A 22,524-nucleotide genomic window follows, 5' to 3' on the forward strand; every position below is an offset into this window, starting at 1 on the left:
AGGAATTGCGCGCCCAAAGGGTCAATGCGCCCGGGACAGAAGCCGTGCGGGAAGACGCCGACCCGCGCCCCGTGTGTGCCTCCAGTCTGATGCGAAGCCTGCTCGACCATCCAGATGCCTCAACCCTGGTTTACCCGGAACTGGAAACGCGGGACTTTCCGCGCCAGGGGGCCGACTGCGCCGAGGGGACCAGCAATCGCTGCCAGCACCTTGTGCCAGATGGCGCTTTGGGGGGGCGGTCCTGATGGTGGGACCCTTGCCCAGGCCCCATCTTTTCGCGGGCATCCGCAAGCGTCAGGAATTATGTGTGTTCAGGCATTCCTGGCGGAGCTTGCCGTTGAAGGTCTCGATGAAAGAACTGTCCGTGGGCCTTCCGGGGCGGGAAGAATCGAGGGTCACGCCGCGCTGATAGGTCCAGAGACCCGGATCGCGGGAGATGGACTCGGGGCCTTGATCGCCCCTGATTGTCTTCGGGTGACCCGGACGCGGGTGAGCGGCACCGCCCTGCGGATGCCTTCAAGGCCGCCGCCGTCTGCGCCTATTCGGCCGTGCAGCCCCCGGCGCGCCCGGACTGCCGCTCGGCCCCGACGGGGGGCACCTGCATGGCAGTGGCCGGTGACAAGCTGGCGATCGGGTTCATGCCCACCGGTCGCGGGGCGATGGCCGACTTGCTGGCCGACCTGAAAGGTCCCGAGGGCAACGAGCGCGATCTGGAAGCCTTCTCGATGGCCATCGCAAGATCAAGGAAGGCGTCCGGTCCCGCCTGCAAGTCGTGTCATGATCGCTTCGGAACCGTGCCCGTTCGCGGAAATGTCCATCGCCTGCGCCCCGCATCTCGCAAATGTCATCCGCAGAAGACCTCACAAGGCACCGGGGCACTTGTCTTTTCCCGAGGGGCCGTCATCCCGACGCGCGTGTCATCGTGATTGCACATGACCAGGTTGCGGATCTGGACTGGCCCGCGATGCGCACCGGATTCACCGCAGCGCGCGCCGTGGCGCTTGATCCGGTCGGAAAACGCCCGCCGCACGGGGCTTGTCTTCATCGACATCGCCGGGCGTGACCTGGGCCGTTTCGTCGCCGAGACCCGCGCGGCCGTCGACCGCGAACTGACCCTTCCGCCGGGCCATTCCATCGCCTGGTCCGGGCAGCACGAATTATCGAACGGGTCCGCGACCGTCTGATGCTCTTGGCTTTGGCGACGCTGCTGACGATCACGCTGATGCTGTTCATGGCGTTCCGGAAGATAACGGAGGTCGCGATCATCCTTGCGACCCTTCCGGTTGCGCTGTCGGGCGGGGTCTGGCTGATCTGGTATCTGGGCTTCGATCTGTCGGTCGCGGCCTTCGAGGGAGATCTGCTGCGCGTCCGGCCCAAGGTGATGACGGTGGCCACGATCTTCGCCGGGCGGATCCCCATCATGTACGGCAGTGCGACCGGGGCGGAGATCATGAGCCGCATTGCCGCGCCGATGATCGGCGGAATGACCACGGCAACCTTGCTGACCCTGTTCGTGATCCCGGCGCTCTTCGTGATCTGGAAACGGGTCACGCTGGCCCGCACCAACCGGCCCCTGTCCCGACCCCTATACTCGTCCGAAGCGGCAACCGCCCCGGCCAACTGTTCTTTCACGCCGCAAAACGGAGCTTCTCATGCGTAAAGTCCTTGTCTCCACGCTACTCTCGCTTTCCCTGGTACTTGCCGCCCTGGCGCAGATGGACCATTCCCATATGGACCAGTCGCCCACACAGGCGGCCGAACAGATGGTTCACGCCGAAGCCACACTGAATGCGATCGGCGATGGCTCGATCAACGTCAGCCACGGGCCCATTGCCGAGATCGGCTGGTCGACCTTGACGATGGACGTGCGGTTGATGGACGGCGTGTCCCTTCCCGACGGCATCGAGCCGGGAGACGGGATCATCATGATGCCGGGCCGCGACAGCGACGGCATGTCTGCGATCAGCGGCGTCACGGCCAGCGGGTAAGCAGGCGTCCGCGGCATCTTCGGCCGCGACCGCCCGCACCAAGCCATTGCTGCGGGTGCCTGGTCTGGCGCGGTCACGCTTTCGCGGCCCCAACGGCGCGCAGGACCAGACTTCCTGCCCGCCGCCATTGCACAGAACTTCGGAAACGCGCAAAGCTGGGGCCTCACTGCGCCAGGTTGGAGGCCCCGGCGTCATCCGGGCGGCCAGATATCCGCCTTGAGGCGGAAAGACGGGCGTTTGCCCCAGTGGCACGGCTTCGCCCGCGACCAAGGGTGGGGGCGAACCGCCTCGTCCGGCCGACGTTTTCAACAGCTCGGCAACCTCCTGTCTTTCGCGGCAGGTGCGCGGGCAGCCTAAAAGTTCATTCAAAAAAGCCCTTCGGCGTGGTATTACTGCGGATACATTTTCAGACCTGCCGCGCCAGACGGCAGGATGCTCCGGACCGTGACGGTTTTCGGCCAATCTTGACAAGTTTTCCCGGCGACATCCCGCAGGCGCGGCCGGACAGCGACCATTGATTGCCATCGGGAGCATGTCAGATGACCGGAGCGATTCCCACGAACCGCCGCACTGTCCTGAAAGGCGGGGCGGCTCTTCTTGCCGTGCCTTTCCTTGCCCGCAGCGCCGCCGGGCAGGCCGGCCACCTGCGCGTCAGCATGACCAGCGAAGAGGGCATCGCCCACCTGCAGACCTATCGCAAGGCCGTTGCCGCGATGTGGGCGCTCGATCCCTCGGACCCCCATAACTGGTTCCGCTACGCGATGATCCACCTGATGGACTGCCCGCATGGCAACTGGTGGTTCTTCGTCTGGCACCGCCCCTATGTCGCCCATCTGGAACGGATCGTCCGGATCTACGGCGAGGACGAAAGCTTTGCCATGCCCTACTGGGACTGGACCGCCGATCCCTTCGTCGCGGACACGTTCTTCGCCAGCAGCACCTATCCCGACAACGCCCTCGATCCCTCGAGCAGCCATTACCCGGACTGGGACAGCTTCGAGAGCGCCTATCACGACCCGATCGAGGCCTTCTGGAACGGCCTCAGCGATGCGCAGAAGCAACAGGAAAACCTGCGGGGCTTCCCCGATTTCGACAGCTTCTGGACCACGGGCGTGCACCCCAATTTCAACGCCAATCCCGCCGACGGGCGCTCGAAGACGGCCGCCGCCCCGGATCTGACCCCGCCCGCCTCGGATGCGGTCATGCTGCCGGTCATCGAGGCCGGGCTCCGGCCCGAGATCTTCACGACCGTGGTCGGAAGCGGGCAGGCCCGCACCGGGTTCAACAGTCCCGAAAGCCAGAACCACCACCAGGGTGTGGGCGCCGCCATCCTCGAGGGTCAGCCGCACAACAAGGTGCACAACGATCTGGGCAACGCCGCGGGCGGCTGGATGCCCTCGCTTCTGTCCTCGGTCGATCCGATCTTCTTCATGCATCACTGCAATGTCGACCGGCTCTGGGACGTCTGGACGACGAAAGAACGGACTGCGGGCCGGACCGCCTTGCCCACGGCAGAGGAGGCCCCGCGCTTCGACCCCGAGCCCTTCCTCTTCTATATCGGCGATGCCGGGCAACCTGCCCCCAGCACCGCCGGCGCCTCGATGGACATCGCGCCCTGGGGCTATGCCTACACGCCGGGCTCGGGGTCCGCTTCCGCCGCGGGGCTGCAGTCCCGGCGCGGCATCGCTCCCAATGCAACCGCCCAGGCAAATGAAGGCTTCGGCCTGAACGAGGGGGCCACGGCCAGTCTTTCGCTGCCCGAAAGCGCAGCGGCCGCCGGGGCGGAAAACACCCGGCAGGTTGCCCAGGTCACCTTCACGCCCCCGAGGATGGTGAAGGGGCTGCGCTTCGATGTCTTCGTGTCTCCCGCCGGGGAGACGCCCGAGCTGTCCGAGGACAGCCCCGGTTTCGCCGGCTCGTTCGAGTTCTTTGGCATGTTGCACGGCCATGGCCACGATTTCACGGCGGTCATCGACGTGACCGATGCCGTGGAGCGCCTGCGTGAAGCCGGAACGCTGCCGGAAAGTGGTGCGATCGATGTGACGCTGGCGGCTTCGGGAACGGGGAGGGAAGACCGGACACTCGAATCCGCGCCATTGGAGGGGGTCTTCAAATCGGTCGTCTTGGAAAGCTTCTGACCCGCATCCTCTGCGCGCCGGCCGGACCGGCGGCCGCGGCCCTTGTCTGGGCCGCCGCCGCAGCTTCTCAGGCGGCGGGCGGCGGAACCGGCACGGACCCGCCGGTGATCGATGTGGCCTCGGGGTCGGACCCTTTGGTCCTTGCCGTGCGCACGGGGCCGCTGCCGGCGGGCGCCGAGCTGGTGCTTGAGACGCCGGAGGGGCTCCGCATCGGCTCGGTGTCTCCCTTCGGCGCGACCGCTGCCACGTCCCCCGCCGAGCAGGTCCATCTCGTTCCGGTCCCTGCGGGAACCCTTCCGGACGGCCGGACCGAGATCCGCGCCAGGCTGATCCTGCATGGTTCTGAACGGGCCGCGACGGCCCGCGAATTTCTCGGCGTGGCGATCATCGGCAATTGAACGCCCGGTCCTGGTCGCGGGTGATCGGTTCGACGACGGAATTGTCCAGCCCCGAAGACCCGAAACTGCAGATCCACTCGCAAGGTCTGGGGGGCAGCCAATTTCGCGCCTTCGATCTTGCGTCACCGCCTGGCCAATCGGGCAGGTGCAGGCCGGAAGTTCCCTCGTCGCGATGTGAAGTCAGCCCAACCTGAAGGATCAGACGACATGGGGAAAGGCCGGTTCCGCATCCTGGCCGTGAACGGCGATTGCCGCCACGAAATCCTCGCGCTGATCGCCGACACCGGCATCTCGGAGGAACGGGAGGGGGGCGGGACTCAGATCCCGTCCGACGCGCGCCGGGCGCCTGGGCGCTCGGAGGGCCCCGCGCCCGGCGCGCTAGCCCAACCCGAAACCGACCAATATCAAACCAAAGGTGTCTCGCTATGATCGAGGGACGGCAGGGGGAAAGGTCACGAGCTCGGCCGCGATCCTCTCATGCGACCAGCCCGCCGCACGGCGCGCGGCCACAAGGTCCCGGTTTGCCTTGTCTTTCCGGAAGCAGGGCCGCCGCTGCCAGTCGCGGGGCGGCTCCCTCGGTTTGCCGAAAAGATCCACCGCCCCGGGCTCGGGGGAAAATCGTCTGTCATCGGAAAAAACTCCCGACTGGCGAAGCCGCCGGTCTCTGACCCCGGGACTTCCGGAGTTTTGCCCGCCGGGGGTGTCGTGCTCAGTCGCCCGCCGCCGTTCCGTGCATTGCTGCGTGCCGTCATGCCAGACCTTCGACACGGTCTGCAGGCTCCTCTAAGCCCATAAACGCAAAGGATAGCTCAGGTGTGGGCGGATCGCCGAGCCTCCGGCGCTTATTGGCCAAGTCCCGCACCGTCAGGCCTCTGAACCGGGCCGTCCAATTGCAGAAGGTCCCGTCCGACATGCCGTTTGCCTGACGCGTGATCTGCGGCACAGGTCCGCGCACGTCGCACCCGCCTCAGACTCGGCCAGGATGCCGATGATCTGCTCGTCCGTTAATCTCGTCCGTTTCATTTTCCGTCTTCAGGTCAGGCCCGACGGTCATCGATGGTGGAGGCAAAATCCCGTTGCAGGTCAGCGCGTCGCGCCAAGACAGACCCTTGCGGTATCGGAGAACGGGCTCATCAGCGCGGGTCAGTTGAACCGCTTACGGTTCGTCCTTCTGCTTGGTTCAAATACCCATGACGCAACAGGTGCCACGGGGCCTGGCTCCGGGCTGGCTCAACCACGCATCAGTCGGATCGCGGCCAGTCCCGCGTCGGAAAGGTCGAGAAGCCGCGCGAAATAATGTTCGCGTGCGGCGAAGCCGCGCCGCCCGGTGCCGGTGAAGGCATCCTCGAGGGCGTCGATCAGCCGGTTGAGGCGGCGCTGATGCATCCCGAGCGCCACCTGCACCGGGTCGGCGATCACGCCCGCGAAGGCGGCGACCAGCGCGCCGAGGCCGATCAGAGGCACGGTGATCGCGACGGTCATCCAGGCGGGCGCGGCCGTGGGAAAGATCCCGTACCAGGCGGTGCCGAGAAGCCCGCCCAGCGGGAAGGCGGCGATGGCGGCCTGATGCGCGACGATGGCGGCGATCCCGGGCGCGAAGGACACCATGCCGGGCGTCAGCGACTGGAAGGCCAGCGCGCCCGCCCCCATCGTGCCCAGCGCCGTGGTCATCTCGGCCACCGCCGAGCGGGTGCCGCCATAATCGCCCAGCGCCCGGGCGCCCAGGGCGGGGGCCTCGGCCCGCGCCTCGACCAGGGCCGCGAGGTCGGGCCGGGCGAGGATCGCGCGGGCCAGCGCATCCTTGCCGCTGGCGCCGCCGGGGCCGTCCCAGGGCAGTTCCAGAAGGTCGACCACCACCGCGCGTTCGGCGGCCGTGGCGACGGCGGTGGGCAGCAGGATCCGCCGCGCGCCAAGCCAGGCCGCAACGCGGCGCGCGCCCAGTCGCCCGGCCCCCCAGGCGCCGAGCCGGGTCAGGATCAGCACAGGCGACAGCATCACGTTGACCGGCGCCTTGAGCACGTCCCAGCCCAGCGCGTGGCGGTGCAGCCGCAGCGCGCCGACGATCCCGAACCGGCGCCGGGCAAAGGCCGGCACACGGGCGCGGCGCGCGGCGAAATAGCTGCGCGCGGCGGCGATCAGGGCGGCATCGGTGTCGTGGCTCAGAGGCTCGGTCATGGCCGATCAGATGGGGGGGCGAGGGCCGCTCGGCAAGCCGGTCAGAGGGCTTCGAAGATGGATATTCCGGTTTCGCCGTAGCGGCGGCTGTCCAGAAGCGCGACCCCCTCGGGCGGGGTCACCGCCGCGCCCTCTTCCCAGACGATCAGCGCCCCCGGCGCGATCCAGCCGCCCGCAAGCGCGGCGGCCAGGGCGCGTTCGCCAAGGCCCTTGCCATAGGGCGGGTCCAAAAACACCAGCGTCGCGGGCGACTCGGGGGCGGGGCCGGGACGGGCGGCGTTCCGGCGCAGGATCGTGCAGTCTGCCTCGGCCCGGCACAGCGCCACATTCTCGCGGATCAGCGCCAGTGCCTTGGTGCCGTCATCGACAAAGGTCACATGGGCGGCGCCGCGCGAAAGCGCCTCGAGCCCCAGCGCACCGGTCCCCGCGAAGAGGTCGAGCACGCGCGCACCGTCGACCGGATCGCCATAGCCGCCGTTCAGCAGCAGATTGAAGAGGCTTTCGCGCACCCGGTCGGTCGTGGGGCGCAGATGCGCCGCCGGATCGCCCTTGCCGACCGAGGCCAGCGCCCGGCCCCGGAACCGGCCCGCCACGATCCTCATGCCGCCATCAGCGCCTTGAGATCGCCCGTGGCGACGCTTTCGGGATCGGGCGAGCGGCCCGTCTCGATCAGACGCTTGGCGGTCATGTAGGCGCGCGGGTCGTTCATCGCGTCGACCGCCAGCAGCTCGGCGCCGCGATAATACCAGTGGCTCAGGCTGCCCGCGCGGTCGCCGGGGCGCACCACCACTCGGTCGTAGCCGAGGTTCAGCCCCGCGATCTGCAGCTTGACGTCGTACTGGTCGGACCAGAACCACGGCTTGGGCACATAGGGGGTGTCTGCGCCCAGCATGTTGGCCGCGACCGCCTCGGCCTGATCGATGGCGTTCTGCACGCTTTCCAGCCGGATCCGGCCGCCCCGATAGGGCAGGCTGGTGCAATCGCCCGCGGCCCAGATCGCGGGGTCCGAGGTCCGGCCCATCGCATCGACCGCGATGCCTGCCTCGACCGTCAGCCCGGCCGCCTCGGCCAGCGCGGTCGCGGGGGCGACGCCGATCCCGAGAATGACGAAATCGGCCTCGATGATGCTGCCATCGGCCAGCTCGGCGCCGGTGACGCGGGTCTCGCCCAGAAGGCGGGTCAGGCCGGTCGCCTCGCGGATCTCGACGCCATGGGCCGCATGCAGCGCGCGGAACCAGTCGGCGGTCTCGGGCGCGGCCACGCGCTGCAGGATGCGCGGCGCGGCCTCGATCAGGGTGACTTTCAGCCCCAGACGGGACGCGACGGCCGCCGCCTCGAGCCCGATATAGCCGCCGCCGACGATCAGCACCCGGGCGCCGGGGCGGAAGGCGGGCGCCATCGCATCGACATCGGCGAGGCTGCGGACCACATGGACGCCCTCGAGCGTGCCGCCGATTTCGGCGGGCAGCCGTCGGGGGGCGGCGCCGGTGGCGAGCGCCAGCCTGTCATAGGCGATTTCCTCGCCCTCGATCGTCACCCGGGCGCGGGCGCGGTCGATGCCTGTCACCGCCTGGCCCAGGCGCAGGTCGATCCCGGCCTCGGCGTAGAAGGCGGGCGGGCGCAGATAAAGCCGGTCCAGCGGCATCTCGCCCAGCAGGTATTTCTTCGACAGCGGCGGGCGTTGATAGGGCGGCGCAGCCTCGTCGCCGATCAGGGTCAGCCGGCCCGCATGGCCAAGCGCCCGGAGTTTCGCGGCCAGCGCCGCGCCTGCCTGGCCGGCGCCGATGATGACGATGTGGGGCATTGGGGTTCGCTCTGGGGTTCCGCTCTGGCACGATCCGGCCTGCACACTATCTGAGCCGCGAAACGCAATGCAATGCATCAGGAGGAAGATGTCATGGCGATTTCCGAAGGCGACCGACTGCCGGAGGCGAGCTTTACCGAAATGGGGGCGGACGGGCCGGGCGCCGTCTCGCTGGCCGACAAGCTGAAGGGCCGCAAGGTGGTCTTGTTCGCGGTGCCGGGGGCGTTCACGCCCACCTGTCATTCGGCGCATATGCCAAGCTTCATCAAGGCGAAGGACAAGCTGGCTGCCAAGGGTGTCGACGAGATCATGTGCGTTGCCGTCAACGACCCCTTCGTGATGAAGGCCTGGGGCGAGGCGACCGGCGCGCATGCGGCGGGGATCACCATGCTGGCCGATGCCGATGCCAGCTTCACCAAGGCCATCGGCATGGATTTCGACGCGTCGCCGGTCGGGCTGATTTCGCGGTCCAAGCGCTATGCGATGCTGGTCGAGGACGGCGTGGTGAAGAAACTCAATGTCGAGGCCAGCCCGGGCGAATGCTCGATCTCGGCGGGCGAGACCCTGCTGGAACAGATCTAGGACCAGCGCCCGTCCCTTCGGGGGCGGGCGTCCGCGCTCAGGCTAGCGTGTCCATCTTTCGCGCGAGGTCCACGTCCTTCATGGTCAGCCCGTCCGCGTCATGGGTCGACAGCGTGACCTCGACGGTCTTGTAGACATTGCTCCATTCGGGGTGGTGGTTCATCTTCTCGGCCCAGAGCGCGGCGCGGGTCATGAAGCCGAAGGCCGAGACGAAATCGCCGAATTCATAGGTCTTGGCGATGGCATCGCGCCCCTCGACCGCCGCCCAGCCCTGGGCAAACAGCGGCGACAGTTCCAGCTTGCGTTCGTCCTCGGTCAGTTTTCCGGTCATTCCTGTTCCTCCTCCTGGTCTTTCGCGGTCTTGCGGAACGGCCCGTAGGCGGTGATTACCTCGATCTCTTCGGCGACGGCCTCGCGTTCGGCCCGCAGGAAATGATCGACCGCGGCGCGCAGCCCCGGATCTGCGATCCAGTGCAGCGAATGGGTGGGCGTCGGCAGGTAGCCGCGCGACAGCTTGTGCATCCCCTGCGCCCCCGCCTCGACGGTATCGAGGCCCTGGGCGATGGCGAAGTCGATGGCGCGATAATAGCACAACTCGAAATGCAGGCAGGGGTGATCCTCGATGCAGCCCCAGTAGCGCCCGTAAAGCCGCGAGCGGCCGATGAAGTTCAGCGCGCCCGCGACCGGTCGGCCGTCGCGTTCGGCCAGCACCAGCAGCATGTCGTCGCGCATGGTCTCGTGCAGCCGGTCGAAGCAGGCGCGCGTCAGGTAGGGCGTGCCCCATTTCCGCGCCCCGGTATCCTGGTAGAACCGCCAGAAAGCGTCCCAGTGCTCGGGCCGGATCTCGTCGCCGGTCAGCGCCCGGATCGAGCCGCCGAAGTCCTGCGCCGTGGCGCGTTCCTTGCGGATGTTCTTGCGCTTGCGCGAGGACAGCGTGGCGAGGAAGGCGTCGAAATCGGGATAGGCGCGGTTTTCCCAGTGGAATTGCTGGGTCACGCGGTGCAACAGCCCCATCTCGCGGCCCGCCTCGGCCTCGGCCTCGGTGCAGAAAGTGATGTGAACCGACGACAGCGCGTTCTGGGCTGCCAGTCGTACCGCGCCCTCGACCAGCGCCGCCCGGCCGCGCGTCTCTTGCCCCGGGCGGGTCAGAAAGCGGCGGCCGGTCGCGGGCGTGAAGGGCACCGCGATCTGCAGCTTGGGGTAATACTGCCCGCCCGCCCGTTCATAGCCGTCGGCCCAGCCATGATCGAAGATGTATTCGCCCTGGCTGTGGGATTTGGCGTAAAGCGGCGCGACGGCGAAGACGCCGCTGGCGTCGCGGGCCAGCAGGTGATGTGGCTGCCAGCCGGTGCCGGGCCCGACCGAGCCGCTGTCCTCCAGTGCCGCGAGGAAGCGGTAGGTGGTGAACGGATCTTCGGGACGGCCGCCATCTGCCGCTTCGGGGCAGGCGCAGGCCTGCCACTGGTTTTCGTCGATCTGGTCGATCGAGGTCAGTACCTCGATCTCGACCTGGTCTGCCTCGAGTTCACGCGCGCGCATCTGTCCTGCCCCGGCTTTCCCCTTGAGGTGGGGCCGCCGGGGGCCGGGTCAAGCGTGCCGCGCCGCGGCATAGCCCTCGAAGGTGACGTTCGCGGCGACCGTGCGGGCAATGGCCTCGTCGGCGGGGCTGCGGATCGTCCAGCACAGGATCGCAGCGCCCCGGGCCTTGAGCTCGGCCACCCGCGGCCGCGCCAGATCGCGCCACAGATGCGAGATGAACGAGGCGCCGACCCGGTCGTAATCGGGGATCTCGCGCAGCGTGTCCCGCACCGGGGCATGCAGCGTCGGCCAGTCCTTCGCCTCGTAGGCGCAGGTTGTCAGCCCGCGCGGCCGGTCGGGCGCGGCCTCGGCCAGCGCGGCCACGCTGTGCGGGTTGAAGGACATCAGCGCGACCGGGCCGTCATAGCCCTTGAGTACCCCGGCCACCGCCCGTTCCAGCGGACCGACATCGGCACCCATCGCCCCGTCCTGATCCTTGATCTCGATCAGCAGCGGTACGCGCCCGGCGACCTCGTCCAGCACTTGCGTCAGCGTCGGGATGCCGTGCCTGCCGCCGGTCAGCGGAATAGACCCCAGCTCGGCCGCGGTCCGGCCCGTCACCGGGCCGGTCTCGCCCGTCAGCCGGGCGAGGTCGTAGTCGTGAAACACCATCGGCACGCCGTCGGCCGAGGGCTGGATGTCGATTTCGATGCCGTAGCCCCCGGCGATGGCGGCGCGCACCGCCTCGATCGAGTTCTCGGGCCGCCCGGCCGCGCGGTCATGGAACGCGCGGTGGGCGATGGGGGCCGTCAGGAAGGCCGGAGGCAGGGCGCTCATGCGATTTCGAAGATGCCTTCGATCTCGACCGCGACGCCGAAGGGCAGCGAGGCCGCGCTGACCGCCGAGCGCGAATGCCGCCCGGCATCGCCCAGCGCCTCGACCAGAAAGTCCGAGGCGCCGTTGATCACCTTGGGCTGCTCGCCGAAGTCCGGGGTCGAGTTGACGAAGCCGGTCAGCTTGACCACCCGGACCAGCCGGTCGAGATCGCCGCCGCAGGCCGCCTTGAGCTGGGCCAGAAGCGAGATCGCGCAGGCCTTGGCGGCCTCGGCGCCGGCGGCCACGTCCATGTCGGCGCCCAGCTTGCCCTGGATCATCGCGCCATCCCGGGCCGAAACCTGGCCCGAGACGAAGACCAGCGCGCCCGAGGTCACGTAGGGTACGTAATTCGCTGCGGGGGCGGGGGCATCGGGAAGGGTGACGCCAAGCTCGGCCAGTCTGGCCTCGTATTTGCCGCTCATGTGGTCTCTCCGAAAGGGGTGGATCGTCGGTTCGGGCCGAAGCTACCCCCGCGCCGTGCCGGGCGGAACCCGTAAAATTCCTGCAACGCCGGGGCCGTCCGGTGCGCGTCGGCTCTTGTGATCCGCGCCAGAGCGTGGTTCCTTGACTGGGTCTCGATATCAGACTGGATCCAGCTCGTGTCGTCTTTGCGGAAAGCCACCCTGTGGTCGGGCCGTCTTGCGGTTCTTTCCACTGTCCTTCTTCTGTCCGCCTGCGCGCGCCCCGAGGCGCCCGGCACGATCCGCGACCCTTACGAATCGCGGAACCGGCAGATTCACGAGGCCAACAAGTCGCTCGACCGCGGGGTGTTCCGCCCTGTCTCGACCGCCTATGGCAAGTCGGTGCCGCGTCCGGTCCGGACCGGCGTCAGCAATTTCGCCTCGAACCTGTCGCTGCCCGGTGCGATGATCAACAGCCTGCTGCAGTTCCGCCCCGGCGATGCGGTGCAGAACGGCACGCGGTTCCTGATCAACACCACGGTTGGGCTGGGCGGGATCTTCGACCCGGCCACCCGGATGGGCGCGACGAAGGTCGATACCGATTTCGGCGAAACGCTCTATGTCTGGGGCATGCGCGAGGGCGCCTATGTCGAATTCCCGGTGCTGGGTCCGATGACCGAACGCGCCATGGTTGGCCGCGCCGTCGATTTCGCGATGAACCCGCTGCGCCCCCTGGCCAACTCCGAAGAGCGCAATGTGATGACCGGCACCGGCGTCCTTCGGGGCGCGGATGCACGATATGAAAATTCGGATCTCGTAGATTCGGTCCTATATGAAAGCGCAGACAGCTATGCGCAGTCGCGCCAGATCTATCTGGACAGCCGGCGCCACAAGCTGAGCCGCAACCAAGAGACCGATTACTTCGACCCCTACGAGGATCCCTATGAAGACCCCAATGCTCAGTAAGCCCGTCCTCGCCCCGACCCGCCGCAACCTGTTGCTGACCGGTCTGGCGGCGGGTGCCGCCCTGGCCGTGTCCGGCCTGACGCCCGGACGCGCCCTTGCCCTGACCACCGAAGAGGCCTCGCGCCTGATCGACAGCGTGGTCGGCGACATCAATAGCGCGATCAATTCGGGCGGCTCCGAAGCCCAGATGTTCTCGAAATTCGAGCGGATCTTCGCGCGCTATGCCGATGTGTCGGTGATTGCACGGTCCGTTCTGGGCGTTGCCGCGCGGCAGGCCAGTTCGGCGCAGCTGAGCGCCTTCACTGATGCCTTCCAGGGCTATATCGCCCGCAAGTATGGCCGCCGTTTTCGCGAATTTGTCGGCGGTGATATCAAGGTGAACCAGGCGCGCCAGGTGAAGAACTTCTACGAGGTCAAGTCGACCGCGCTGCTGCGCGGCCAGTCCCCGGTCGAGGTGGTGTTCCTGGTCTCCGACCGCTCGGGCAGCAACAAGTTCTTCAACATCTTCATCGAAGGTGTGAACATGCTGGCCAGCGAGCGAACCGAGATCGGTGCCCTGCTGGACAAGCGCCGCGGCGATATTGGCGCGCTGACCCGCGACCTTCGATCGCTGGGCTGACACCGGCCGTCCGGCTTGGCGACGGTTTCCGCAAGCCCTTGGCACTGCCCCGGGGCCGGGCGCATGTCCGCGCGCTGAGGGGCCTCCCTTCCCCGAAAGTTTCTTTCGGGACGCGCAGGCTCCCCGTCGGCCGCAGCAGACTGCGACACGGTTTCGACCCCAAGCCGAGGCGCACGCGGGGCTCTGCTTGCGTCGGGCTGACTATATGTCGGGCTGGTCCGGGCTCTCGGCGATGGGCAGGCCAGCCGGTCCCGGACTCCGCCTGAAGACCGCCTGCAACGCGTCTCGCTGGGCGGCGACGGTCCCTGGATTGACCCGTTTGACGAGGAAAAGTCCGGTCGGGTGACCATGCAAGACCATCGCCGTCAGCGCGATGCATCTGACGATGGGAAAGGCGATGGAACGGCTCTGCCTCGCCGCCGTGCGGGTCGTTTCCAGACCGTCAGCCCTCGTCGAAGGTAGCGGCTTCCCGCTCTGCGGCCTCATGACATGTGCTGGGCAAAGTCTCTTCCTCCCCGGCCGCGACGAGGAATGCCGCCACGGCTCTGCATTCCGTGACAGGCCGCGCGGCCGAGCGGACCGGCTCGGCGGCCAGGTCGGGTCGGCCGCGACAGGTCAGTTTCGGGCGCCGAACGCCCCGAGGACGCTGCGCAGGATGTTCTCGGCCAGATTGCCGCCGTCGTCGCGGTTGTCCTGCGCAGGCTGTTGCTGGCCCCATCCGCCGGTCCCGGGCCCGGCCGACTGGCCCGGATAGCCGGGCTCGCCGGCGACGGGCGGCGGCGCCTCTTCGGGCAGCAGCATCGGCAGCGGCCGGGGCGGCACGCCCTCGTGGACCCGGACCATGGCCTCATGCCAGATCTCGGCGGGCAGGCCGCCGCCGGTCACGCCCTTCAACGGCGTGTTGTCGTCATAGCCCATCCAGACCCCGGCCACGTAATCGGCCGAAAAGCCGATGAACCAGGCATCGCGCGCCGCCGAGGTGGTGCCGGTCTTGCCCGCGACCTGACGGTCGGCCAGCTTGGCCCGGTGCCCGGTCCCCGCCTCGACCGCGCGCCACATCATGTAGACGAGGCTTTGGGCCGCGCGTTCGGAGATCACCCGTTCGCCCATGCCGCCCTCCTGACCCATCAGCGGCGTGGAATCGCCCTTCAGCCTCAGCTCGGTCAGGCCATAGGGGGTCACGCTCGACCCGCCGTTGAGGATGCCTGCATAGGCGCCGGTCATGTTGATCAGGGTCGATTCAGAGGCCCCCAGCGCCAGCGCGGGGCCCGCGGCCAGATCGGCCTGAAGCCCGAAGTCATGGGCGATGCGGCGCACGTTCTCGCGGCCCACCGCCTCGGACACCTTGACCGCCGGAATGTTCAGCGAATGCTGCAGCGCTTCGGTCAGGGTCACGCGGCCGCGGAACTTGTGGTCGTAATTGTCGGGCGAATAGGGGCCCGAGCCGGGCACGTTGATGGTATAGGGCTCGTCCACCACGGTCGCGTTGGGGGTGTAGCCCAGATCGAGCGCCGCGGCATAGACGAAGGGCTTGAAGGACGACCCGGTCTGCCGAAGCGCCATGGTCGCGCGGTTGAACCCGCCGACCGCGGTCTGGCGCCCGCCCACCATGGCCCGGACCGCGCCGTCGGCCGACATCACGATGATCGCGGCCTCGGCCTTCGAGCCGTCCTTGACCTTGGTCTCGAACACCTCCTTCAGCGCGTCTTCGGCCGCCTTCTGGATGCGCGCATCGAAGGTGGTGCGGATGATGACGTCCTCGGTGGTGTCGCGGGTCAGGAAATCGGGGCCCGCGCCCATCACCCAGTCGGCGAAATACCCGCCCGCGCGCGACTCGGCGGCTTCGGACAGCTTCGCCGGGTTGGCCTTGGCGATGGCGGCCTGTTTCGGCGTGATGTAACCTTGGTCCTGCATCAGCCCGATGATCAGGTTCGCCCGGTCGCGCGAGCGTTGCAGGTTGTTGGTAGGCGCATAGGTCGTGGGGGCCTTCAGGAGCCCCGCCAGCATCGCCGCCTCCGAGACGTTGACCTGGTTCGCGGACTTGCCGAAATAGCGCTGGGCGGCGGCCTCGAAGCCGCGCGTGCCCGCGCCCAGATAGGCGCGGTTGAGGTAGATCGTCAGGATCTCGTCCTTGGTGTACTTCACCTCCATCGCCATGGCGTAGAGGGCTTCCTTGATCTTCCGGCCCAGCGTGGTGCGGCGGCAGTCGGCCTCGTAGGCGGCCTCGGTCTTCCAGGTCTTCGAATCGTAGGGCACGCCCAGGCACAGAAGCTTGGCGGTCTGCTGGGTGATGGTGGACCCGCCGTTGCCGGACAGCGGGCCGCGTCCCTCGGCGAGGTTGATCCGAATCGCCCCGGCGATGCCGCGCGGGCTGATCCCGAAATGGCGGTAGAAGCGGCGGTCCTCGGTCGCGACGACCGCGTTCTTCAGCGCAGGGGCGACGGTCGTGGCGGTGATCTGGCCGCCGAACTGTTCGCCGCGCCAGGCAAAGACCTTGCCGTCGCGGTCGAGCAGGGTGACCGAGCCGCGATTCCGCCCGTCAAGAAGCGCCGTCATCTCGGGCAGTTGCTGCTGGAAGTAGAAGACCCCGCAGCCGATGATGAAAACGCCCAGCAGCGCCAGCCGCACCGCCGTGCCCAGAAGCGACCGGAAGAGGCCGCGAAAGAGGCCCGAGATCGCGCGGAAAAGCGGATTTCCGCGCCTTGTGCGCCCGCCCCGCCGTCCGCCGCCACTGCCCCCGCCGCTGCGGGTCCGGGGCTTGCGGCCGCTCGGCTGCGCCTTGCGCGCGGTTTTCTTCGGATAGCGCCGATCCGCCACCAGGGGCGGCGGCCTGCGTCCCGTGCTGCCCATTTCCGTCGACTGCCTCGTCTGCCTTTTGCCCGCACCATATCGCGCGCGCGCCGGATTGTGGAGGTCGAAGGCGTCGCGCGGCGGGTTTTCAAAATGCCCGAAATTACAGCGTAGATGCATATCTGTGCAAAAATTGTGCATTATCGCCCGCCTCACGCCCGGTTCCTGACCTCGATCCGCTTGTGTCCGGTGGGCTTCGCGGCCCTTCCTTGCCGCTGTGAAAACCCGCAGGGGCCACCTGCTCAACGGAGGGGCACAACGTGAAACTCATCATTGCTGCAATCAAGCCGTTCAAGCTGGAGGAAGTGAGGGAAGCCCTCACCGCAATCGGCGTGCGCGGCATGATGGTGACCGAGATCAAGGGCTTCGGCTCGCAGTCCGGTCACACCGAGATCTACCGCGGTGCGGAATATGCCGTGAACTTCGTTCCGAAAGTGAAACTCGAAATCGTCGTGACCTCGGCCATGGCCGATCAGGTCGTCGAGACGATCGCCAAGACCGCCAAGACCGACAAGATCGGCGACGGCAAGATTTTCGTGCTGGACGTGAACCAGGCGGTGCGTGTCCGGACCGGCGAAACCAACGAAGACGCGGTGTGACGCGGACGTATCAGGGATAGAGAGACAACGAAAATGGCGAATATCAAACATATTCTCGGCCTGGCGGCGCTGACCGCGACGGCCGCGGCGCTTCCGGCGCTGGCACAGGATGCCGCCGCGGCCGTCGAGGCCGCCGCCGAAGCCGCGCCGATCATGGACAAGGGCGACACCGCCTGGATGATGACCGCGACGATCCTGGTTCTGTTCATGACCATGCCGGGCCTGGCGCTGTTCTACGGCGGCCTCGTGCGTCAGAAGAACATGCTGTCCGTCCTGATGCAGTGCACGCTGATCACCGCGATGATGATGGTGATCTGGGTGTTCTGGGGCTACTCCTTCGCCTTCGGCGGCGGCACCTCTCCGTTCTGGGGCGGCTTCGGCAAGCTGTTCCTGTCGGGCGTCACCGTCGATTCGACCGCCGCGACCTTCACCGACGGCGTGGTGATTCCCGAATACGTGTTCATCGCCTTCCAGATGACCTTTGCCGTCATCACGCCCGCGCTGATCGTCGGCGCCTTCGCCGAGCGGATGAAATTTTCGGCCGTGCTGCTTTTCATCGCGATCTGGACGACCTTCTGCTACTTCCCGGTGGCCCACATGGTCTGGGACGGAGCGGGCCTGCTGTTCAACCTTGGCGCGCTGGACTTCGCCGGCGGGACCGTGGTCCACATCAACGCCGGGATCGCGGCGCTGGTCGGTGCCATCATGGTCGGTCCCCGCATCGGGCTTGGCAAAGAGAACATGGCGCCCCACTCGATGACGCTGACCATGGTCGGGGCCTCGATGCTGTGGATCGGCTGGTTCGGCTTCAACGCCGGGTCCAACCTCGAAGCCAACGGCTTCACCGGCCTGCCCTTCATCAACACCTTCGTTGCCACCGCCGCCGCGATCCTGTCCTGGTCGGCCGTCGAGGCGCTGACCCGTGGCAAGGCCTCGATGCTGGGGGCCGCTTCGGGCATGGTTGCGGGCCTCGTCGCGATCACCCCGGCCTGCGGCCAGCTGGGTCCGATCGGTGCCATCCTGCTGGGCCTGATCGTGTCGCCGATCTGCTACTTCTTCGTGGCGACCGTGAAAGCCAAGTTCGGCTATGACGACGCGCTGGACGTGTTCGGCGTGCACGGCATCGGCGGCATCGTCGGCGCGCTGGGCACCGGCCTCTTCGGCGGTTCGATGTTCGGCGGTCAGGGCGGCGAGGACTACTCGACCATCGGTCAGACGATCGTTCAGGCCGAGGCCGTGCTGGTCACCATCGTGTGGTGCGGTGTGGTTTCGGTGATCGCCTACAAGATCGTCGACATGATCGTCGGCCTGCGGGTCGATACCGACAGCGAACGTCAGGGCCTCGACCTCACCAGCCACGGCGAGTCGGCCTATCACAGCTGAGCCGCGACCCGGGTCCTCAAGAATGCGAACGGCGGGGAAGTTCCCCGCCGTTTCCTTTTGTGCCTGTGCCGCGCTGGACGGGGCGGGCTAGAGCCCGGCCGCCAGCATCGCCTCGGCCACTTTCGGGATATTGGTCTCCGACAGGCCGGCCAGGTTGATCCGCCCGTCGCCGACCACATAGACGCCATGGGTCTCGCGCATCGCGGCGACCTGATCCGGGGTCGCGCCGATCAGCGAGAAAAGCCCCTTCTGCCCGGCGAGGAAGGCGAAGCGGTCCGACCCGCTGGTTTCGCGCAGCCGGTCGGCCAGCGTTCGGCGCAGGGTTTCGATCCGGCTGCGCATGGTTTCCAGCTCGGCGGCCCAGTCGGCCCGAAGCTCGGCATTGCCAAGGATCGCGGTCACCACGCGCGCGCCGTGATCGGGCGGGAAGGCGAAGTTTTGGCGGTTGAGGTTCGAGAGGTTCCCTCGCACCAGCTCGCGCGCGGTCTCGTCCGGGGTCAGCGCCAGCACCGCTCCCACGCGTTCGCGGTACAGCCCGAAATTCTTCGAACAGCTGACCGAGACCAGCATCTCGGGCAGCGCCCCGGCCAGCAGCCGCACCCCGGCGGCATCGGCCTCAAGCCCGGCGCCGAAGCCCAGATAGGCCAGATCGACCAGCGGCAGCGCGCCGGTGCGGCCCAGGATCTCGGCAATCGCGGCCCAGTCCGCCGGCGTCAGCTCGGCGCCCGTGGGGTTGTGGCAGCAGCCATGCAGGATCACCACATCGCCCGGGCCGGTGGTCTCGAGATCGGCCAGAAGGCCCGAGATGTCGAGCGCATGCGCCCCGGCGTCGTAATAGCGGTAGGCCGCCTCGCCGAGCCCCAGGAAATTGACGATGGCGGCATGGTTGGGCCAGGAGGGCGCCGGGATGAAGACCCGCGCCTTGCGATCGGCGAGGCGCACCAGCTCCAGCGCCTGCCGCACCGCGCCGGTGCCGCCGGGGGTCGCCACCGCGGCGACGCGGCCCGCGGGCACGGCCTCGCCCAGGACCAGCGTCCGGATCGCGTCGAGAAAGGCCGGATCGCCCTCGATGCCCACATAGCCCTTGCTGTCCTGAGTGCGCCACAGGGTCTCTTCGGCCGCCTTGACCGCCCGCATCACCGGGGTCCGGCCCTCGGCGTCGCGATAGACGCCGACGCCGAGGTCGATCTTGTCCGTGCGCGGATCGGCGCGGAATTGCTGCATCAGCCCGATGATCTTGTCGGGGCTTTGCGGGGAAAGGCGGTTCAGCATCGTGCAGGTCCCGTCTCGACCGGAAGGTCTCCGTACATGCCCCATTCCGACCACGAGCCGTCATAGAGCGAATGGGTGCGATGCCCGATCACCTCGAGCGCGAGGCTGAGGATGGCGGCCGTCACGCCCGAGCCGCAGGAGGTGATGACCGGCTTTTTCAGGTCGACCCCGGCGGCCTCGAACACGGCTTTCAGCGCCTCGGGGCTTTTCATCGTGGCATCGGGGTTCAGCAGGGTCGCGAAGGGCACGTTCTTCGAGCCGGGAATATGGCCAGAGCGCAGCCCCGGCCGCGGTTCCGGGTCCTTGCCCTCGAAGCGCGCGGCCCCGCGGGCATCGACGATCTCGTAATCGCCAAGCTTCGAGGCGGCCGCGACCTGGGTCACGTCCTTGACCAGCCCGGCCTGGCGCTGAACCGTCATGTGGCGGTCGCGCACCATCGGCGGCAGGTCCTCGACCGGGCGCTCTTCGGCCCGCCATTTCGGAAAGCCGCCATCCAGCACCGCGATATCGGTCTTGCCCATCAGCCGGAAGGTCCACCAGACCCGGGCGGCCGAGAACAGGCCCGCGCTGTCATAGACCACCACCTGATGGCCGTCGCCCACGCCCATGGCGCGCAGGCGGCTGATAAACTTCTCGGGCGGCGGGGCCATGTGCGGCAGGGTCGACCGCTGGTCGGAAATCTCGTCGATATCGAAGAAGCGCGCGCCGGGAATATGGGCCGCCTGATACTCGGCGCGGGGATCGCGCGGGGTGTCGGTGGCAAAGACCGGTCGACAGGAGGCATCGAGGATCCTCAGATCGGGATCGTTCAGATGCGCCGCAAGCCAGTCCGTCGAGACCAGCGTTTTCGGATCGTCGTAGCTCATGACCTCCCCCTCCGGCTGCGCAGACACCGTTTCCCTTAGAACGGCGCCCGTGCCGAGGCAAGGCGGGTGTCAGCCGTGGTCCTTCAAAAGCCGGGCCTTCTGGCGCTGCCAGTCGCGCTTGGCTTCGGTTTCCCGCTTGTCCTGGGTCTTCTTGCCCTTGGCGATGCCGATCTTCAGCTTCACCAGCCCCTTGTGGTTGAAGTACAGCACCAGCGGCACCAGCGTGTAGCCCTTGCGCTGGGTGTCGGACCAGAGCCGAGCCATTTCCTTGCGGCTGACCAGAAGCTTGCGCTTGCGGCGTTCCTCATGGCCCCAGGTGCGGGCCTGTTCGAAGGGCGGGACATAGCCGTTGACCAGCCACAGCTCGCCGTCCTCGACCGAGGCATAGCTTTCGGCGATGTTGGCGCCGTTCTCGCGCAGCGACTTGACCTCGGAGCCCTGCAGCATGATCCCGCATTCGAGGTCGTCCTCGATCGCGTAATCGTAACGGGCCCGCCGGTTCTCGGCGATCACCTTGTAGTTCGGGTCGGACTTCGCATTGGCCATGGTGGAGGCGATATAGGCTATCGCGGGCCGCCATGAAAGGGCGCCCGCCCTCGGCCGCAGCTTATGTTGCATTTCGCGAAACGCAGCGTTTCGGAATTGCGCGGTGCGATTGTGGCAACATCCGGGCAGCGTCACAGTTTCCGCCCCCGAAACGGACTCGGGGCCTCAGCGCCCGAAACGGCGCCTCGGCCCGCGGCTGCGGGCTCTGGCGGAAACGGTTGTCCAAAGTGACCCAGGGTCATGTTTGTCGGTCCGTCGAAGACATATCAAATTTGATCATAATTCTTCCCGACTGCGGTCCGAATCGAAGCGCCATATCGGAGTTATGGATCGACGTGTTGTTACCGATCCTGTGTGAAGGGTCGCGTATCTGGCCTGTAGCAAGTGCAATGTTACTTGGGGCGCACCACGTGAATGGTGACTTCGGTTGGTGTGACCGGTGCGCCCCAGGGGTTTCCTCCAGCCTCGCCGATTGCACGCCGGATTGATCCGGTGCCGGTCCGGGCTAGCTCCTGACCGGGCCCGGTCCGGGCGACCGGACCGCGCCCCGCAGGCCTGCACAGGAAGGGAGGACCCCATGTACGCTCGCCCCGCCACTCTGTCCCCAGCCAAGCCGTTCGCGGTCTCTTGTCTGGTTCCGTCCCTGGCATTTGCCGCGCTGACGGCGCTGGCGGTTCCGGCTTTGGCCGATGACCACCGGACGCCCTCGCCCGACGGCGCGCGGGTGTTCATCGTCAGTCCTGAAGATGGCGCCACGGTGTCCTCGCCGCTGTCGGTCGTCTTCGGCATCGAGGGCATGGAGGTGGTGCCGGCCGGCACCGACGCGCCCGCCAGCGGCCATCACCACCTGATCGTCGACGCGCCGCAAGAGGGCTTCGATTTCTCGCAGGCTGTTCCGGCAGACGACCATCACATCCATTTCGGCGGCGGCCAGACCGAAACCACGATCGAGCTTGAACCTGGTCCGCATACGCTCTGGCTGCTGCTGGGCGACGCGAACCACGTGCCCCACGATCCGCCGGTCATGTCAGAGCCGATCGAGGTGATGGTCGAGTAGGCCCTAATCAGCCGTTCCCGGCGGCAGGTCGACCGACGCAAGCCAGGGCTTGATGTCAAGCAGCGGCGTGCCGTCGAAGCAGTCGAGCGCATCGACGGTTACCCGCCCGGCGCCCAGATCGAGCGCGGTGATGGTCACCGTCGACTGGCTGATGGTGTTGGGCCGGTTTGGCGAGCGCAGCGCGAAGGTTCCGCGCGGGCCGTCCACATGGCGCGGCGCCTGCACCAGCAGGTCGCGGCGCGCCCGGTCCATCCAGTACAGCACGATCACCGGCTGACCGACCGCAAGCCCTGACAGCGCCGGTGCGAAGACCGGATCGATCTCAAGGATGGCGGGCGCGCCCCGTTCGCGCGCCCGGTGGATATTCTTGGGGCAGTCTTCGGGGCCCCAGGGCGTCCGTGCCCGGCCGATGACGCGCAGCGCCGGACCGTCGGCGGGGCCGAGATCCCCGGCCGCCACCTCGCCGGGACGCAGCCCGTCCGGCCC

Annotated in this window: 26 protein-coding genes and 2 pseudogenes; 14 read left to right on the plus strand and 14 right to left on the minus strand. The window is 67.6% G+C overall.

The window, feature by feature from the left end:
- Nucleotides 1-232 precede the first annotated feature (232 nt).
- Nucleotides 233-486 (minus strand): annotated as a pseudogene (locus BYZ73_RS23735) (integrase core domain-containing protein); the annotation flags it as partial.
- Nucleotides 487-608: 122 nt separating this feature from the next.
- Here BYZ73_RS23735 and BYZ73_RS22700 point away from each other — a divergent pair.
- The 8 genes from BYZ73_RS22700 to BYZ73_RS22705 all read left to right on the plus strand — a co-directional run bounded on the left by BYZ73_RS22700 (nucleotide 609) and on the right by BYZ73_RS22705 (nucleotide 4,953).
- Nucleotides 609-926 (plus strand): hypothetical protein, encoded by a 318-nt coding sequence (locus BYZ73_RS22700; RefSeq protein WP_181497991.1) that lies wholly within the window; start codon nucleotides 609-611, stop codon nucleotides 924-926.
- Nucleotides 842-1,063, plus strand: coding sequence for a copper-binding protein (locus BYZ73_RS24125; RefSeq protein WP_425451068.1), 222 nt, complete (start codon nucleotides 842-844; stop codon nucleotides 1,061-1,063). Before BYZ73_RS22700 ends, BYZ73_RS24125 begins: the two co-directional genes overlap by 85 nt.
- On the plus strand, nucleotides 1,002-1,184 hold the full coding sequence (locus BYZ73_RS23740) for a hypothetical protein (protein WP_245943078.1): 183 nt from the start codon (nucleotides 1,002-1,004) through the stop codon (nucleotides 1,182-1,184). The genes BYZ73_RS24125 and BYZ73_RS23740 overlap by 62 nt, the downstream gene beginning before the upstream one ends.
- A gap of 11 nt (nucleotides 1,185-1,195) precedes the next feature.
- Nucleotides 1,196-1,660, plus strand: coding sequence for an efflux RND transporter permease subunit (locus tag BYZ73_RS23745; RefSeq protein WP_245943079.1), 465 nt, complete (start codon nucleotides 1,196-1,198; stop codon nucleotides 1,658-1,660).
- Complete coding sequence (locus BYZ73_RS07380; protein ID WP_112315468.1) at nucleotides 1,653-1,988, plus strand: copper-binding protein; 336 nt, start codon at nucleotides 1,653-1,655, stop codon at nucleotides 1,986-1,988. The genes BYZ73_RS23745 and BYZ73_RS07380 overlap by 8 nt, the downstream gene beginning before the upstream one ends.
- Before the next feature lie 539 nt (nucleotides 1,989-2,527).
- Nucleotides 2,528-4,126 (plus strand): tyrosinase family protein, encoded by a 1,599-nt coding sequence (locus BYZ73_RS07385; RefSeq protein WP_112315469.1) that lies wholly within the window; start codon nucleotides 2,528-2,530, stop codon nucleotides 4,124-4,126.
- Nucleotides 4,127-4,230: 104 nt separating this feature from the next.
- Entirely contained in the window at nucleotides 4,231-4,524 is a 294-nt protein-coding gene (locus BYZ73_RS07390) for a hypothetical protein (protein ID WP_112315470.1), read from the plus strand.
- A 207-nt stretch (nucleotides 4,525-4,731) separates the two neighbouring features.
- Nucleotides 4,732-4,953, plus strand: coding sequence for a hypothetical protein (locus BYZ73_RS22705; RefSeq protein WP_108027490.1), 222 nt, complete (start codon nucleotides 4,732-4,734; stop codon nucleotides 4,951-4,953).
- A gap of 394 nt (nucleotides 4,954-5,347) precedes the next feature.
- Here the strand turns inward: BYZ73_RS22705 and BYZ73_RS07400 are convergent.
- The 4 genes and pseudogenes from BYZ73_RS07400 to BYZ73_RS07415 all read right to left on the minus strand — a co-directional run.
- Nucleotides 5,348-5,547: pseudogene (locus BYZ73_RS07400) on the minus strand (transposase); the annotation flags it as partial.
- Between the two features lie 207 nt (nucleotides 5,548-5,754).
- Nucleotides 5,755-6,699 carry a DUF6635 family protein gene (locus BYZ73_RS07405; protein WP_245943080.1) on the minus strand — a complete coding sequence of 315 codons (945 nt, stop codon included), beginning with the start codon at nucleotides 6,697-6,699 and terminating at the stop codon, nucleotides 5,755-5,757.
- Nucleotides 6,700-6,740: 41 nt separating this feature from the next.
- A complete protein-coding gene (rsmD, locus tag BYZ73_RS07410; protein WP_112315472.1) occupies nucleotides 6,741-7,301 on the minus strand; it encodes a 16S rRNA (guanine(966)-N(2))-methyltransferase RsmD in 561 nt (186 codons plus the stop codon).
- Nucleotides 7,298-8,503, minus strand: coding sequence for an NAD(P)/FAD-dependent oxidoreductase (locus BYZ73_RS07415; protein ID WP_112315473.1), 1,206 nt, complete (start codon nucleotides 8,501-8,503; stop codon nucleotides 7,298-7,300). Before BYZ73_RS07415 ends, rsmD begins: the two co-directional genes overlap by 4 nt.
- A gap of 93 nt (nucleotides 8,504-8,596) precedes the next feature.
- On the opposite strand from BYZ73_RS07415, the gene BYZ73_RS07420 reads away from it, so the two are divergent.
- On the plus strand, nucleotides 8,597-9,085 hold the full coding sequence (locus tag BYZ73_RS07420) for a peroxiredoxin (RefSeq protein WP_112315474.1): 489 nt from the start codon (nucleotides 8,597-8,599) through the stop codon (nucleotides 9,083-9,085).
- A 37-nt stretch (nucleotides 9,086-9,122) separates the two neighbouring features.
- Here BYZ73_RS07420 and BYZ73_RS07425 read toward each other — a convergent pair whose 3' ends face one another.
- The 4 genes from BYZ73_RS07425 to BYZ73_RS07440 are packed head-to-tail and all read right to left on the minus strand — an operon-like array spanning nucleotide 9,123 to nucleotide 11,901.
- A complete protein-coding gene (locus BYZ73_RS07425) occupies nucleotides 9,123-9,416 on the minus strand; it encodes a 4a-hydroxytetrahydrobiopterin dehydratase (RefSeq protein WP_112315475.1) in 294 nt (97 codons plus the stop codon).
- Entirely contained in the window at nucleotides 9,413-10,624 is a 1,212-nt protein-coding gene (locus tag BYZ73_RS07430; protein WP_112315476.1) for a GNAT family N-acetyltransferase, read from the minus strand. The genes BYZ73_RS07425 and BYZ73_RS07430 overlap by 4 nt, the downstream gene beginning before the upstream one ends.
- 48 nt (nucleotides 10,625-10,672) lie before the next feature.
- Nucleotides 10,673-11,440: a glycerophosphodiester phosphodiesterase family protein gene (locus tag BYZ73_RS07435; protein ID WP_112315477.1), complete on the minus strand. Its 768-nt coding sequence runs from the start codon at nucleotides 11,438-11,440 to the stop codon at nucleotides 10,673-10,675.
- Nucleotides 11,437-11,901: a RidA family protein gene (locus BYZ73_RS07440; RefSeq protein WP_112315478.1), complete on the minus strand. Its 465-nt coding sequence runs from the start codon at nucleotides 11,899-11,901 to the stop codon at nucleotides 11,437-11,439. Before BYZ73_RS07440 ends, BYZ73_RS07435 begins: the two co-directional genes overlap by 4 nt.
- Before the next feature lie 177 nt (nucleotides 11,902-12,078).
- Between BYZ73_RS07440 and BYZ73_RS07445 the strand changes: the two genes are divergently transcribed.
- Nucleotides 12,079-12,846 carry an MlaA family lipoprotein gene (locus BYZ73_RS07445; RefSeq protein ID WP_245943090.1) on the plus strand — a complete coding sequence of 256 codons (768 nt, stop codon included), beginning with the start codon at nucleotides 12,079-12,081 and terminating at the stop codon, nucleotides 12,844-12,846.
- Complete coding sequence (locus tag BYZ73_RS07450; protein WP_112315479.1) at nucleotides 12,836-13,465, plus strand: MlaC/ttg2D family ABC transporter substrate-binding protein; 630 nt, start codon at nucleotides 12,836-12,838, stop codon at nucleotides 13,463-13,465. The genes BYZ73_RS07445 and BYZ73_RS07450 overlap by 11 nt, the downstream gene beginning before the upstream one ends.
- 615 nt (nucleotides 13,466-14,080) lie before the next feature.
- Here BYZ73_RS07450 and BYZ73_RS07460 read toward each other — a convergent pair.
- On the minus strand, nucleotides 14,081-16,315 hold the full coding sequence (locus BYZ73_RS07460; protein ID WP_112315481.1) for a transglycosylase domain-containing protein: 2,235 nt from the start codon (nucleotides 16,313-16,315) through the stop codon (nucleotides 14,081-14,083).
- A 260-nt stretch (nucleotides 16,316-16,575) separates the two neighbouring features.
- Between BYZ73_RS07460 and BYZ73_RS07465 the strand changes: the two genes are divergently transcribed.
- Both BYZ73_RS07465 and BYZ73_RS07470 read left to right on the plus strand, forming a co-directional pair.
- Entirely contained in the window at nucleotides 16,576-16,914 is a 339-nt protein-coding gene (locus BYZ73_RS07465) for a P-II family nitrogen regulator (RefSeq protein WP_075784302.1), read from the plus strand.
- A 33-nt stretch (nucleotides 16,915-16,947) separates the two neighbouring features.
- Nucleotides 16,948-18,297: an ammonium transporter gene (locus tag BYZ73_RS07470; protein ID WP_108027478.1), complete on the plus strand. Its 1,350-nt coding sequence runs from the start codon at nucleotides 16,948-16,950 to the stop codon at nucleotides 18,295-18,297.
- A gap of 87 nt (nucleotides 18,298-18,384) precedes the next feature.
- Here the strand turns inward: BYZ73_RS07470 and BYZ73_RS07475 are convergent, their stop codons facing one another.
- The 3 genes from BYZ73_RS07475 to smpB all read right to left on the minus strand — a co-directional run bounded on the left by BYZ73_RS07475 (nucleotide 18,385) and on the right by smpB (nucleotide 20,981).
- Complete coding sequence (locus BYZ73_RS07475; protein ID WP_112315482.1) at nucleotides 18,385-19,569, minus strand: amino acid aminotransferase; 1,185 nt, start codon at nucleotides 19,567-19,569, stop codon at nucleotides 18,385-18,387.
- The gene (sseA, locus tag BYZ73_RS07480; RefSeq protein ID WP_108027476.1) at nucleotides 19,563-20,435 is read right to left on the minus strand and encodes a 3-mercaptopyruvate sulfurtransferase; all 873 of its coding nucleotides are present in this window, start codon (nucleotides 20,433-20,435) and stop codon (nucleotides 19,563-19,565) included. The genes BYZ73_RS07475 and sseA overlap by 7 nt, the downstream gene beginning before the upstream one ends.
- 69 nt (nucleotides 20,436-20,504) lie before the next feature.
- A complete protein-coding gene (gene smpB, locus BYZ73_RS07485) occupies nucleotides 20,505-20,981 on the minus strand; it encodes an SsrA-binding protein SmpB (RefSeq protein ID WP_108027475.1) in 477 nt (158 codons plus the stop codon).
- Between the two features lie 577 nt (nucleotides 20,982-21,558).
- Here smpB and BYZ73_RS07490 point away from each other — a divergent pair.
- Nucleotides 21,559-22,038, plus strand: coding sequence for a DUF4399 domain-containing protein (locus BYZ73_RS07490; RefSeq protein WP_108027474.1), 480 nt, complete (start codon nucleotides 21,559-21,561; stop codon nucleotides 22,036-22,038).
- A 3-nt stretch (nucleotides 22,039-22,041) separates the two neighbouring features.
- On the opposite strand, the gene BYZ73_RS07495 is transcribed toward BYZ73_RS07490, so the two are convergent.
- Nucleotides 22,042-22,497: a TrmO family methyltransferase domain-containing protein gene (locus BYZ73_RS07495; protein WP_245943081.1), complete on the minus strand. Its 456-nt coding sequence runs from the start codon at nucleotides 22,495-22,497 to the stop codon at nucleotides 22,042-22,044.
- Between the last annotated feature and the right edge of the window lie 27 nt (nucleotides 22,498-22,524).

This window comes from Rhodovulum viride (assembly GCF_003265965.1).
GTDB classification, from domain to species: domain Bacteria; phylum Pseudomonadota; class Alphaproteobacteria; order Rhodobacterales; family Rhodobacteraceae; genus Rhodovulum; species Rhodovulum kholense.